General features: G+C 72.3%; 1 pseudogene. It reads right to left on the bottom strand.

Features of this window, described 5'->3' with window-relative positions:
- Positions 1 to 5 precede the first annotated feature (5 nt).
- Positions 6 to 14582 (bottom strand): annotated as a pseudogene (locus LXT23_RS45440) (amino acid adenylation domain-containing protein); the annotation flags it as partial.
- Positions 14583 to 14596: the final 14 nt, after the last annotated feature.

Raw genomic sequence — 14596 nt, 5'->3', positions numbered from 1 at the left:
GGCCGCTACCGCTCCCCGGGTGTCGGCAGGGAGGCGGCGGCCAATGGCGCGTCGGGCTGGGAGACGACGCGCTCCACGAGCGAGAGGAAGTGCTCCGCCATCCGCAGCGCGGTGGTGCGCTCGAACAGGTCCGTGTTGTAGCTCAGTGAGCCCAGGTAGCCCTCGGGCGAGTCCGTGAGGTCGAGCTCCAGCTCGAACTTCACCGTGGGGCTCGTGAGCTCCACCGGGCGCAGCGCCAGCTGGTGCGTGCGCAGCTCGGGCATGGGCGCGTTCTGCAGCGCGAAGAGGACCTGGACGAGCGGACCGCGGCTCGGGTCGCGCGTGGGCCTCAGCTCCTCCACCAGCCGCTCGAAGGGCACGTCCTGGTGCGTGTACGCGCCGAGCGCGGACTCCTTCACCTGACGCAGCAGGTGGCGGAACGAGGCGCCGTCATCCACTCGGGCGCGCAGCACGAGCGTGTTGACGAAGAAGCCGATGAGCCCCTCCGTCTCCCTGCGCTGGCGTCCCGCGATGGGCGAGCCGATGGCGATGTCCTGCTGGCCAGAGTAGCGCGACATCAGCAGCTGGAAGGCGGCCAGCAGGGCCATGAAGGGCGTGGCCCCCTCCTGCTGGCACAAGGCATTGAGCCTCCCGGACGTGGCGAGCGACAGCGCGACGGGGACGCGCGCGCCATGGAAGGTCTGCACGGGCGGACGAGGCCTGTCCGTGGGCAGCTCCAGGGTGGCGAGGCCCGAGAGGTACTGGCGCCACCAGTCGAGCTGCTCCTCGAGCACCGTGCCCTGCAGCCACTGGCGCTGCCAGACGGCGTAGTCGGCGTATTGGATGGGCAGGGGCGGGAGGGGAGAGGGTCTGTCCTGGGAGAAGGCCTCGTAGAGCGCCGCCAGCTCGCGCACCAGCACGCCCATGGACCAGCCGTCCGAGACGATGTGGTGCATGTTGAGCGCCAGCACGTGGTCGGCCGGCCCCAGCTTCAGCAGCAGCGCGCGCAGCAGCGGGCCGGTGGCGAGGTTGAAGGGGAGCACCAGCTCCTCTCGCAGCCGGCGCTCCAGCTCCTCGGGGGCGTCCTGTGCGTCCAGCCTGCTCAGGTCCACCCGCTCCAACTGCAGCGCGACGCCGGGAGCGATGAGCTGGACGGGCTGGTCTCCGTGCCGGGTGAAGGTGGTGCGCAGGGCCTCATGGCGTTGCACCACCTCGTCGAGCGCACGCTTCAGGGCGCTCAGGTCGAGCGGCCCCTCCAGGCGCACGAAGGCGGGCATGTTGTACTGGGCGCCGCCGGGCGTGAGCCGATCGATGAACCACAGGCGCTGTTGGGCGAAGGACAGCGGCAGCGGACCCGTGCGCGGCACGGGCGTGATGGGAGGTGCCACGGAGCGCGGCGTCGCTCCCTGCGCGGAGTCGATGCGTGTGGCGAGCGCGGCCACGGTGGGGGCCTCGAAGAGGGCCCGCAGGGGGAGCTCCACCCCCAGCTCGGAACGCACCTGAGAGACGAGCTGGGTGGCCAGCAGCGAGTGACCGCCGAGGGCGAAGAAGTTGTCCTCCGCGCCCACGCGCTCGACGCGCAGGACCCGGGCCATCAATCCGGCCAGCACCTGCTCCGTCGGCGTACGCGGGGCCACCCAGGTGGCGGCTGTCCCCGCGGCGCTGTCCGGAGGGGGCAGGGCCTTCCTGTCCATCTTGCCGTTGGGCGTGAGGGGCAGCGACTCCAGGCACACGAGTGCCGAGGGCACCATGTACTCGGGCAGCTTCTGGCGCAGGAAGTCCTTGAGGTCCGCCGCGTCCGTGTCGGACGCGACGGCGTAGGCCACCAGGCGCTTGTCGCCGGGGGCGTCCTCGCGCACGACGACGACGGCCTCCTGCACGCGCGAGTGCAGGCGCAGGACGCTCTCCACCTCTCCGGGCTCGATGCGGAAGCCACGCACCTTCACCTGGAAGTCGACGCGGCCGAGGAACTCCAGCGTCCCGTCCTCCCGCCAGCGCACCTTGTCGCCCGTGCGGTACAGGCGCTCGCCCGTGCCGAAGGGATTGGGGACGAAGCGCTCGGCGGTGAGGTCCGGGCGGCCCAGGTAGCCCCAGGCCAGGCCGTCGCCACCGGTGTACAGCTCCCCGGACACGCCCGGCGCCACCAGCTTCAATTGCGCGTCCAGAACGTAGACGCGGGTGTTGGAGATGGGCCGGCCGATGGGCACGGAGGCGCGGAACGACGCGCCGGCCTCCATGCGGTGACAGGTCGTGAAGGTGGTGTTCTCCGTGGGGCCGTAGCCGTTGACCAGCACCGCGCCTGGAGCCAGGCGTGACAGGTGCTCGCGCACGCGCTGCGCGGGCAGGGCGTCACCACCGGCCAGCACCTGGCGCACGGAGGCCAGGGTTTCGGGCTGGTGCACGGCCATCTGCTCGAACAGGGCCGCCGTGAGCCACAGCGTGGTGACGCGGTGGCGCACCAGCGCGGCGCCCAGTTCTTCGAGCGAAGGCGCGTGTGGCGGGAAGAGGACCAGCCGCGCGCCGTGCAGCAGCGCACCCCAGATTTCGAGCGTGGACGCGTCGAAGGAGACGGGTGCGAGCTGGAGGAAGGTTTCCTCGGGCCCGAAGTGGATGAAGGTGCCGCTCATCACCAGGCGGGTGATGCCGCGATGGGGGATGGCAACGCCCTTGGGCTCACCGGTAGAGCCCGAGGTGAACATCACGTACGCGAGGCTGTCGGCGCTGACGAAGGCGTGCGGCGCGGACACGGGCTGGCGGGCCACCTGCTCCCACTCCGAGTCGAGCCGGACTCGAGCGGAGACCTGGCCACGCAGGACATCCGCCAGGGACTGCTGCGTCACGAGGACGGAGGCGGCGGTCCGCGCGAGCATGGAGTCCAGACGCTCCGCCGGATAGGACGGGTCCAACGGGACGAAGGCGGCGCCGGCCTTGAGGATGCCCAGCAGGCCCACTGGCAGCGCCAGGCCACGCTCCAGGCACAGCGCTACGCGCATGCCGGGGGTGACGCCCAGCGTGCGCAGGTGGTTCGCGAGCTGGTTGGAGCGCTCGTCGAGCTGCAGGTAGGTGAGGGTGCCCTGCTCGGACTCCACCGCGATGGCGTCCGGCGTGCGAGCCGCCTGCGCCGAGAAGAGCTGGTGGACGCTCGCCTCGCGCGAGTACGCGACGTCGGTGCCGTTCCACCGCCGGAGCACCTGCTCACGCTCCTCCTCCGACAGCAGGGACACGGAGGCCAGCAGGGCATCGGGCCGGGCCAGCATGGACTCCAGCGCCATGTTCCAGTGCCGCAGCAGCCGCTCCATGGCGGATGGGTCGAAGCGCGCCGCGTCGTACATCAGCCGCAGCTCCACCCGCTCTCCGGGAGCGCTGAGAGCCACGAGCGGCACGTCCGGCTGCTCGGCTGTGGTGAGGTCGCGAATCGGGAGCACATTGCCTCCCGAGCGCACGGCCTCGTCGACGGGGTAGTTCTCGAAGACGTACAGGCTCTCGAACAGGGGCGTGCCGCGCGGCACCTCGCTCCAGCCCTGCACGCGCGCCAGCGAGGTGTGCTCGTACTGGCGCAGCTCCAGCATCTCCGCGTGGAGCGCGGCGAGCCACGTCAGCACCGGCGTCCCCGGCTCCACGCGGCTGCGCATGGGCAGGGTGTTGATGAACAGGCCCACCATCTGCTCGATGCCGGGCAGGTCCGCGGAGCGGCCCGAGACGGTGGCGCCGAAGAGGACGTCGTCCTCGCCCACCTGGCGTGCGAGCACCAGCGCCCATGCGCCCTGCAGCACCGTGTTGAGGGTGAGCTGGTGCTGGCGGGCGAAGGCCTGGAGCGCTTGCGTCGTAGCCGTGCCCACCTGGAATGCCCGCATGTCCTTGCGCGACGAGGGGCGGTCCGCGCGCGGGGGCAGCTCCCCTGGCAGCGGCGTGGGCGACGTGAAGCCACGGAGGGCCTGACGCCAGTACGCCTCGGCGCGCTCCTCGGACTGCTGGCGCAGCCATGCGATGAAGCTCCGGAAGGTGGGCACGGCTCCCAGCGCGGGCTGCTGGCCGCGGGCCGCGGCGTCGTACGCGGCGAACAGCTCCTTGAACAGCAGGCCGACGCTCCAGCCGTCCAGCAGCAGGTGGTGCGAGCTCCAGAGGACGCGGTGCTCACCGCCATCCAGCTTCATCACCGTCAGGCGCATCAGCGGCGCCTTGTGGAGGTCAAAGCCTCGGACGCGGTCGCTGTCCATCAGCGCGTCGAAGCGGGCCTGCTGCTCGGCCACGGAGAGGCCGCGCCAGTCGAGCTCCTCCCAGGGCAGCACGGCGCGTGGGCTCACCACCTGGACGGGCTCTTCCAGTCCCTCCCAGGCGAAGGAGGTGCGCAGCGGCTCATGGCGCTCCAGCACCGTCTCCCACGCGCGGCGGAACGCGGCCAGGTCGATGCCCGCGCCGAACGTCCACGCCTGCTGTGTGACGTAGACGCCCGAGCCGGGTGCCAGCAGCGAGTGGAAGAGCATGCCCTGCTGCAGCTGCGACAGCGGGTAGACGTCTTCCACGGGCAGGCCCGTGGGGAGCACCCGCTCCAGCGCCGCCGCGTCCAGGCGTGCCAGCGGGAAGTCCGCCGGGGTGTACCGGAGCGCATCCGGCGAGGCCCTGCCGGCGATGAGCCCGCGCAGCGAGTCCATGAAGGACTCCGCCAGCGTGCGTGCCGTGGCCTCCGTGTGGAGGTTCTCGCTGTACGTGAGGCCGACCTGGAGCTGGCCGCCGTGGATGACGGCCGTCACGTCGAGCAGGTGCTCGCGGAGCGCACGGGGGCTGAGGGGCGGCCCCGAGGACTCCGACGCGAGGGTGAACAGCGAGGCGTCGCTCGCGGCGGTGTCGACCTGCCCGAGGTAGTTGAACGACACCTCCGCGGAGGGCTGCGCGCGCAAGCGGGCACTGGCCTCGTCCTGGCGAAGGTAGCGCAGCAGGCCGTAGCCCAGGCCGTTTCCGGGCAGGGTCTTCAGTCCATCGCGGATGCTGCGCAGGGCGTCGCCAGGGCTCGCGCCAGGAGTCACCTGAAGCAGCATCGGATGGACGGCGGTGAACCAGCCCACCGTCCGGGACAGGTCCACGTCGGGGAACAGGTCCTCGCGACCATGACCCTCGGAGTCCACGAGGAAGCCCGGGTGGCCCGACCACGCGGCCAGGGCCTGGCCGAGCGCCGTCAGCAGCACGTCCTGGAGCCGGGCGCGGTAGGCCGCGGGCACCTCGCGCAGCAGCAGGCGCGTCTCGTCCGCGTTCAGTTGGGTGGAGAGCGTGCGTGCCGAGGCGACGGAGTTCTCTCCCCCCGCCCTATCGCGGGGCAGGGGCCGCGACAGTGTGCGGGCCTCGTCCAGCCAGTAGGGCAGCTCGCGCGCCAGCTCTTCCGAGCGGGCGTAGGCGAGGAGCTTCTCCGCCCAGGCCTTGAAGGACGTGGTCTTCGGAGGCAGGACGGGAGGCCCGCCGCGCTGGAGCTGACGGCAGATGGACTCCAGGTCCTCCACCAGGACGCGCCAGGAGACGGTGTCCACGACGAAGTGGTGGGCCACCAGCAGCAGGCGCGCCGGCGCTCCCGGGCCGAAGTCGAAGAGGGCCGCGCGCAGCAGCAGCGGCTCGCCCAGGCGGAAGGTGGAGTGCAGCTCGGTGGCCACGGCTTCCACCCTGCGAGCCCGCTCGGCGGGAGCGAGCGAGGACACGTCGACGTGTCGCAGCGACGGGGCGTGCTCGGGGCCGGCGTTGTGCTGGCTCCAGACGCCATTCTCCTGGACGAAGCGCAGGCGCAGGGCGTCGTGGTGCTCCACCAGCTTGCGCAGGGCCGTCCCCAGCACGGAGGGCTCCACGGGCTCGCGCAGGCTCAGCATCAGCGCCTGGTTGAAGTGGTGCGGCTCCGGGCTGCCCCCCTCCAGGAAGGCGAGCTGGATGGGGGTGAGGGGCACCGGGCCGACAATGGGCGTCTGCTCGGCGGTGACGCCCTGGTGCGTGGACACCTCGCGCGCCAGGGTGGCGATGGTCTGGTGCTGGAAGAGCTGCCGGGGCGTGAAGTGCAGGCCGGCCTGCCGGGCGCGGGCGATGAGCTGGAGGCTCATGATGGAGTCGCCACCCAGCTGGAAGAAGTTGTCGTGGATGCCCACGCGCGGCACGCGCAGCACCTGGGTCCAGAGCGCGGCCAGGGCTTCCTCGGTGGCATTGCGAGGCGCCACGAAGCCTTCCGTCGCCGTGGTGCGCACGGCCTCCGGTGCGGGCAGGGCCTTGCGGTCCACCTTGGCGTTGGCCGTGAGCGGCAGGGCGTCCAGGCGCACCAGGGCCGACGGCACCATATACTCGGGCAGCCGCTCCTGGAGGAACGTGCGCAGCGCGGTGGTGTCGAGCGAGGCGGGAGCCACGACGTAGCCGGCGAGGCGCTTCGTTCCGGGCACGTCCTCGCGCGCGAGCACCACCGCCTCGCGCACCTCGGGATGCATGAGCAGGGCGGCTTCGACCTCGGCCAGCTCGATGCGGTACCCGCGGATCTTCACCTGCGCGTCCGCGCGGCCGAGGAACTCCAGCACTCCGTCCCGCCGCCAGCGTGCGGTGTCACCGGTGCGGTAGAGGCGCTCGCCCGGAGTGGCGCTGAAGGGGTTGGGGATGAAGCGCTCCGCCGTCAGGTCCGGACGGGACAGGTAGCCGCGCGCCAGACCGTCGCCGCCGATGTACAGCTCGCCGGGAATGCCAGGGGGCACCGGCTGGCCGTGCCCGTCCAGCACGTACACCTGCGTATTCGCGATGGGCGTGCCGATGGGGATGGAGGCACCCACCTGGGCGGCCTCTGTCATCCGGTACGTGGAGGTGAACAGCGTGGACTCGGTGGGGCCGTAGCAGGCCGTCACCGGAATGAACATTCCTTCCACCACCTTGCGCACGTGGGGCGCGCTCACCACGTCGCCACCGGTGAGCAGCTGGCGCACGCCGCGCAGGCTGTCCGGCTTGAGGTCCACCACCTGGGAGAACAGGCCCGAGGTCAGGTGCAGCGTGGTGACACCGTGGCGCTGGAGCACGCTGCTCAGCAGCTCCACATCACTGGGGGACTGGGGCGGGAAGATGACGAGGCGGCCGCCGAAGAGCAGCGGCCCCCAGAGCTCCAGTGTGGAGGCGTCGAAGGAGACGGGGGCAATGAGGAGGAACGTCTCCTCGGGCCCCAGGTGCGCGTAGCGGGCGCCGTGCAGCAGGCGCATCACGCCCCGGTGCTCCACGGCGACGCCCTTGGGCCGGCCGGTGCTGCCCGACGTGAAGTCCACGTACGCGAGGTGGCGCGACGTGGCGCCGGACATCGGCCGCGTGCGCGGCAGCACTTGAAGCGGCAGCTCGTGGACGAACAGACAGGGGACGTCCTCGGTCACGGGCAGCCTCGGGCGCAGCTCGCGCGAGGTGATGAGCAGGCGGGGCGGAGCGTCCTCCAGCATGAAGGCCAGCCGCCGGGCGGGGTAGGACGCATCCAGCGGCAGGTAGGCGCCACCGGCCTTGAGGATGGCCAGCAGGGAGACGATGAGCTCCACCGAGCGCTCCAGGCACACGGCCACCAGGGCATCCGGGCCCACGCCGTGCGACCGCAGCAGGTGCGCGAGCTGGTTGGCACGCGTGTCGAGCTGAGAGTACGTGAGGCGCTGCTCTCCGAACTCCAGCGCGGTCGCCTCCGGACGCAGGGTGGCCTGCTGCTCGAAGAGGGCCTGGATGGTCGCCTCGCGCGGGTAGTCCGATGCGGTGGCGTTCCACTCCACCAGCGCCTGGCGCCGCTCGTCCTCGGTGAGCAGCGGCAGGAGCGATATCGGCAGGTCGGGCGAGGCCACCACGGCGCGCGCCAGCACGACGAGGTGCTCGGCCATCCGCTCCACGGTGGCCCGGTCGAACAGGCTCGTGGAGTACTCGAAGCGGACGATCATCCCCTCGCGGCGCTCCCAGACCTCCAGGCCCAGGTCGAACTTGGCCGTGCCCGCGGACACGTCCACCTGACCAATCTTGAGCGGGGCCGGGGACGTGTCCGCCTCCGGCGTGTTCAGCACGTTGAGGATGACCTGGAACACCGGCGTGCGGCTCAGGTCTCTGGGCACCTGGAGCAGCTCCATCAGGCGCTCGAAGGGCGCGTCCTGGCGCGTATAGGCGCCCAGGGCCTGCTGCTTCACCCGGCCGAGCAGCTCCCGGAACGTGGGCGCCCCGCCCAGCCGCGAGCGGAAGGCCAGCGTGTTGAGGAAGCAGCCGATGAGCCCCTCCACCTCGGGCCGCGTGCGGCCTGCGATGGGCGTACCAATCGCGAAGTCCTCCTGTCCCGAGTAGCGGCTCAGCAGCAGCTGGTACAGCGCCATCATCACCATGAAGGACGTGGCGCCTTCACGGCGGCCCAGCGCCAGCAGCGGCTCGGACAGCTCGCGTGGCCACTGGAGGGCGAGCAGGTCGCCCGCGTACGACTGCACCGCGGGACGTGGCCGGTCCGTGGGCAGCTCCAGCACGGGGACGCCGGTGAGCTGGTCCTTCCACCAGCGCAGCTGCTCCTCCAGCACCGCGCCTTCCAGGTACTTGCGCTGCCACAGCGCGTAGTCCGCGTACTGCACGGGCAGCGGCGGCAGGGGCGACGGCTGGCCCGCGCCGAAGCAGGCGTAGAAGAGGGTCAGCTCGCGCGCGAGAATCATGTTGCACCACGCGTCGGAGACGGCGTGGTGGAGGATGAGGCTGAGGACGTGCTCGTCCTCGCCCAGGCGCAGCAGCAGCGCGCGCACCACGGGCCCCTTCTCCAGGTCGAAGGGCAGGGCGGCGTGCTCCTGGCAGCGGCGGACCATGTGGGCCTCGCGCTCCTCGGGCGTGGCGCCGGGCACCTCCTCCACGGGCATGGGCAGGCTGCCGCCCGGATGGATGAGCTGCACGGCGGCGCCGCTGTCCGACAGCGTGTACGTGGTGCGCAGCACCTCGTGACGGCGGACCAGTTCGTCCAGTGCGGCCTGGAGCGCCTTCGGGTCCAGCGCTCCAACGAGGCGGAGGTTGGACGGGTTGTTGTACGCGGTGCTGCTCGGCTCCATCTGCTGCAGGTACCAGTGCCGCTGCTGCGCGAAGGACAGCGGCAGCGGCTGGTCCCTCGGCGCGCGGGGGATGGCCGGCGGTCCCTGCGGCGCCGCCGCCGTCGCCGGCCTGGGCACGTCGACGCGCGGCTTCGGCGCGGGCAGGGCGGGGGCCTTGTCCGCGGCGGGCAGCTTCACCGGCTCCACGCGACCATCAGCGCGCAGGCGGGCATGACGGCCCGAGCGGTAGAGCCGCGCCGAGCCCTCCAGGGGGTGAGGCACCAGCCGCCGACGCTCCTCCTCGGCGGCACGCCACAGGCCCCACGGCACGCCGGGCCCTTCGAAGGCCAGCTCGCCCACGACGCCCGCGGGCACGGGCAGTCCCGCCATGTCCAGCACCCACGCCTGGAGGCCCGCCGGTACACGCTCCTCCGGGGTTCGCGGCAGCAGCGCTCCCTCGGCGGCGCCTCCCGCCAGCAGCACCTCCACGCCCGCGACCCGGTTCAGGACGGTGGCCAGCTCCGGTGACGCGCCTTCGAGGACCAGGGCTCCCACCGGCCCCAGGGACTCGCGCGCCTGGGGCAGCTCCGCCAGCGTGCGCGCCAGCCGTGCGGAGGTGTGCAGGAGCACGGCGCCCGACTGGCGCGCCAGCTCCAGCAGCCCGCCCACGCCCAGCTCCCCCTCCGCCCGCACCTGCTCGCGCTGGACGGACGCCTCGGCCTCCATCCGCTCGCGCAGCGCGGCCAGCCGCTTCAGGCTCTCCAGCACCACCGGTACGTCCACGCCGAAGTCGATGAGGCACGCGGCTTCGTCGATGTCGGCCTCGCGCATGTCGCGCATCCGCTTCAGGCCGCTCTCCACCGTGCCGATGAGCCCCGTCGCCAGCGCGTAGTTCTCGAACGAGTGCTCCAACATCGCGTTGATGTCGTCTTCGGAGAGCTTGTCGATCTCGCCCTTGTAGCCCTGCGCCGACAGCAGGCTGGCGATGATGTCCGCCGAGCCACGGAAGTAGCTCAGCAGCGGCTTGCGCACCGTGCGCAGCACCTCCTGCTCGTCATCGCCGATGAAGGTGTGCACCATGCACGTGATGTGGCCCCGGCCCGGGTGGCCGTTGCGGCGCCACGCCTCGCGGTACAGCGCCACCTTCGGCTTCAGCTCCTCCAGGGAGTGCGCCAGCAGGCCCGTGAGCACCCCCGCGCCAAGCTCGCCCGCCATCCGGAACGTCTCCGGGTTGGACGTTGCGGTGAGCCACACCGGCAGCTCCTTCTGCACCGGCTTCGGGCGCAGGCCCACCTCCACGGTGACACCTCCGCCAGCGAGGCGCCGCACCTTCTCTCCGCGCCAGAGCGCGCGCAGCGTCTCCAGGTGGCGCAGCAGGATGTTGCGCCGGTCCTCGTAGCTGCCCGGGTTGAAGGCGAAGTCCTGCACGTGCCAGCCGGTGGCCACGGACAGGCCCACGCGGCCATTGGAGAGGTTGTCCACCACGGACCACTGCTCGGCGATGAGCAGCGGGTCGTGAAGCGGCAGCACCACGCTGCCGGAGCGCAGGCGCAGGTTGCGCGTGACGGTGGCCACGCCCGCGGCCACGACGGCGGGCTGCGGGTAGAGCCCACCGAAGGAGTGGAAGTGCCGCTCGGGCGTCCACACCGCCGAGAAGCCGTGCGCGTCCGCGAACTTCGAGCCTTCGAGCAGCAGCTCGTACTTGGGCCCGGTGAGCGTGTCCTCGTCGTTGGCGAAGTAGAGCAGGCTCAGGTCCAGGGCCTGCGAGCGGGGCCCGCCGCCATTCAGCCGCACCAGCTGCGCGGCCACCTGCTCGGAGGGGAACGTCACGCGCAGGCCGCGCGAGAGGGCCCACAGCGACTCGACCTCGGGACGGTCCGCCACGGCCTCGACGGCCGCCAGCCACGTGCCACCCGCGGACGGCCGCAGCCGCCCGTCCATGGCCTCGAACAGCTTCGTCAGCGCGGCGTGGTCGAGCGTCCACGCGGGCGTGTTGCCTCCGGCGGGCAGCAGCCACGCCAGGGCCCCGGAGGCCGTCGCTCCCACGGAGGTGGCCGGTGCGCTGGCGGCCTCCAGGAGCTCCTCCACGTACACCGTGCGCGCGGCGTCGAGCCGGGCCGGGGAGGTGACGCCCCGCCAGGTGACGAGCACCGGCGCGGTGGCGCCCTCTGGCGCGTAGGTGCCCAGGGCGCCCAGGTCGGTGGGGCCGAGCGCCACCACGGCGCCGCCCGCCTCCAGCACGCCCCACAGGACGGCCAGCTTCGACGGCGAGGGGAGCAGGCACACCGCCACCGGGTCTCCGGGGCGCACGCCGAGCGCGCCCAGCCGCGCGGCCACGCTCCGGGCACGGGCGGACAGCTGTGCCCACGTCCACGCCTGTCCACCCTGGGTGGTGGCCACGGCCTCCGGGCTCTGGAGTGCGCGCTCGGCGAGGAGCGTCGGCACGGCGGGCGTGGTGGGCCTGGGGCGGGGCAGGGGCCACGCGCGGCGCTCGGCCTCGGTGACCAGCGGCAGGCGCGAGATTCGCTCATCCGGCCGGGCCAGGGCGGCGGCCAGCATGACCTGGAGGTGCTCCACGATGCGGCGGGCGGTGGGCTCGTCGTAGAGGTCGGTGGCGTACTCCATCGCGCCATGGATGCGGCCGGAATCCTCGGAGAGGACGAGCGTCAGCTCGGACAGCGTGGCGCCCCACTGCACGGGGGCGTTGGGCACCTCCACCAGCGACCAGCGCACGCCGGTCGGCTCCGGTGCCGCGGCGCCGGTGCCGACGTTGGAGTGGTAGACGAAGACGGTGTCCGTCATCCGGTCCCGGCCGATGTCCTTGCCGGGGATGAGCTCCTCCACCAGGAACTCGAAGGGCACGTCCGGACGGGCCTGCGCTTCGGAGACCTCGTGCTTCACCCGGCCGATGAGCTCCCTGAAGGTCGGGTCCCCGGCGAAGCTGGTGCGGAAGGCCACCGAGTGCGCCACGTAGCCGATGAGGGGCTGCAGCTCCGCGCGGGTGCGGTTGGCGATGGGTGTGCCGACGACGACCTCGGTCTGCCCGCTGTAGCGGTGCAGCAGCGCCTGCCACGCGGCCAGCACCGTCATGTACGACGTGAAGCCCTCGCGCTTGCCGAACGCGCCCACCTCCCGGGCGAGCGCCGGGGGGAAGTCCACCATCATTCGCACCGAGGTGAGCGGGCAGCGCTCGGGACGCGGCCGGTCCGTGGGCATGTCCAGCTTGCGCGGCATCCCGGCGAGCCGCTGGCGCCACCACTGCTCCTGGTCCGGCAGCAGGTGCTCGGCGATGGTGCGGCGCTGCCACGCGCCGAAGTCCGCGTACTGCAGGGGCAGCGGCGGCAGCGGCGAAGGCCGGCCCTGGCGGAAGGCCGGGTAGAGCTGTCCCAGCTCGTTGATGAAGATGGCGATGGACAGCGTGTCGCTGACGACGTGGTGGATGCCGCCCACCAGGATGTGGTGCTGGGGGGCCAGCTGGATGAGCGTCGTCCGGAGGACGGGGCCCTTCACCAGGTCGAACGGGCGCGCGGACTCGGCGCGCGCGATGTTCATGGCCTCCGTCTCGCGCTGGTCCGCCGGGCCGGTCAGCTCGACCCGGGTGAGCGGGACGGGCATGTGGGCGTGGAAGCGCTGCACGGGGCGATCGTCCACCACGTCATAGGTGGTGCGCAGCGCCTCGTGGCGGTTGACGACCTCCTGGACGCACCGCTGGAGGGTGTCCGCGTCCACGACGCCTTCGAGCCTCAGGACGAAGGGGATGGTGTATGCGGAGAGCCCTGGCAGGTGCTGCTCCAGGCGCCACACCCGCTCCTGGACGAAGGACAGCGGCAGCTCCCCGGTGCGCGGCAGGGGCACCAGCGGCAGCTCGCGCACCTGGGGCCTGGCGGACGGGGCCTCCTTCAGCAGGGGCTCCAGGCGCTCGGCGATGCCCGCCACGGTGGGCGCCTCGAAGAGCGCCGCGAGCGGGAGCTGCACGCCGAACGTGTCCCGCAGCTGCGTGAGGAGCTGTGCGGCCATCAGCGAGTTGCCGCCGAGCTCCAGGAAGTTGTCGTCGCGGGCCACGAACTCCAGGCCCAGCCGCTCGCGCCAGAGCGCGGCCACCCGCTGCTCGACGTCACCGCGAGGCGCATCCTCGCGCACGGGCCCGCTCGAGCCTCCCGCCTGCGCGGTGGGCTCGGACAGCTCAGGCTCGGCGTCGAGCTCCGGGGCGTCCACCCGGGAGCGCTCCTCCTGGGGCGCCTGGGTGGGCAGGCGCAGGTGCTTGCGCTGCTCATGGGCATGGAAGGCGCGCCAGTCCGGCTCCAGCCCCGAGGCCCACAGCTCGCCCAGCGACTCCATCAGCCCCGCGTGCCGTGAGGTGGCGCCGCCGCGCCGCAGGGAGGCCAGGGCCTTCACGCGCTCCTTGGCCTCACCCAGGCACCCGCGCAGCATCAGCGTCAGGTCCTGTGCGGGCCCCGCCTCCAGCAGCACGTCGCAGCCCTCTTCGAGCAGGGCGCTCACGGCCTGGGCGAAGCGCACGGGCCCGCGCAGCTGGTCCGCCCAGTAGCGCGGCTCCGCCAGCTGACCCGGGCGGGCCCAGGTGCCGGTGACACTGGACGCATACCGCGGCACGGGCTCGCCCCGGCGCAGCGTGGCCACCAGTCGCTCCAGCTCGGGCAGCAGGGGCTCCACGTCCTCCGACTGGAGTGCATGGGGCGTGGGCATCCGCATCGCCCCGACATTCTGTCGCTTCAGCTCCTCCTGGAGCCGGTCCACCGCGTCCACGGGACCGGCGATGACGCACCGGTGCGGCTCGTTGATGGAGGCCAGCGACAGGCGCCCGGTCAGCAGGGGGAGCACCCGCGCCTCGGGCAGGGCAACGGAGAGCATGGCGCCCGGGGGCATGCGGTGCATCAGCTCACCGCGAACAGTGGCCAGTCGCAGCGCATCCGCGAGGGACAGCACGCCTGCGATGCAGGCAGCGGCGTACTCGCCGAAGCCGTGGCCCAGCACCGCGTACGGCTTCACGCCCCAGTCCATCCAGGTCCGGGCCAGCGCATGTTCCACCGTGAAGAGGGCGGGCAGCGCGACGCGGGTGTCGGCCAGCAGGCCGGCGATGTCCGGCGTCGGAGTGGCGTCCGCGTGCAGCAGCGTGTGCACGCGCGCGCGCAGCGGCTCCTCCAGCAAGGCCAGGCTCGCGTCGACGTGCGCGCGGAAGGCGGGCTCTGCCTCGTACAGCTCCCGAGCCATGCCCGGCTGCTGGACACCTTGTCCTGGAAAGACGAAGGCCACGCGGCGGTGACGGGCCGCCTCCAGGTCCTTCACCTGGGTGGGCGTGAATGGCTCGAGCAGCCGCCGGGCCAGCTCAGCCCTGTCGCGCGCCACCAGGACGCGGCGGTACTCAGAGGCGCGGCTGCCCACCGCGAGGGTGAAGGCCACGTCCGCGAGCGACTGCTCCGGGTGGGCTTCCAGGTGCGAGGCCAGGTCCAGCGAGACATCCGCCAGGGCTTCCGGCACGCGAGCAGACAACAGGACCAGATGATGGGATCGAAGGCTGGACATGGTGGGCGAGCAGTGCGCTCGTTCTAACACCACGTGGGCATTGGCAACGCCGGTGCTTTCGTGAC

It is taken from the genome of Pyxidicoccus xibeiensis (genome assembly GCF_024198175.1).
Classification (GTDB): Bacteria; Myxococcota; Myxococcia; order Myxococcales; family Myxococcaceae; genus Myxococcus; species Myxococcus xibeiensis.
The sequence above is the reverse complement of the archived record's forward strand: the minus strand, read 5'-3'. Positions and strand labels throughout refer to the sequence as shown.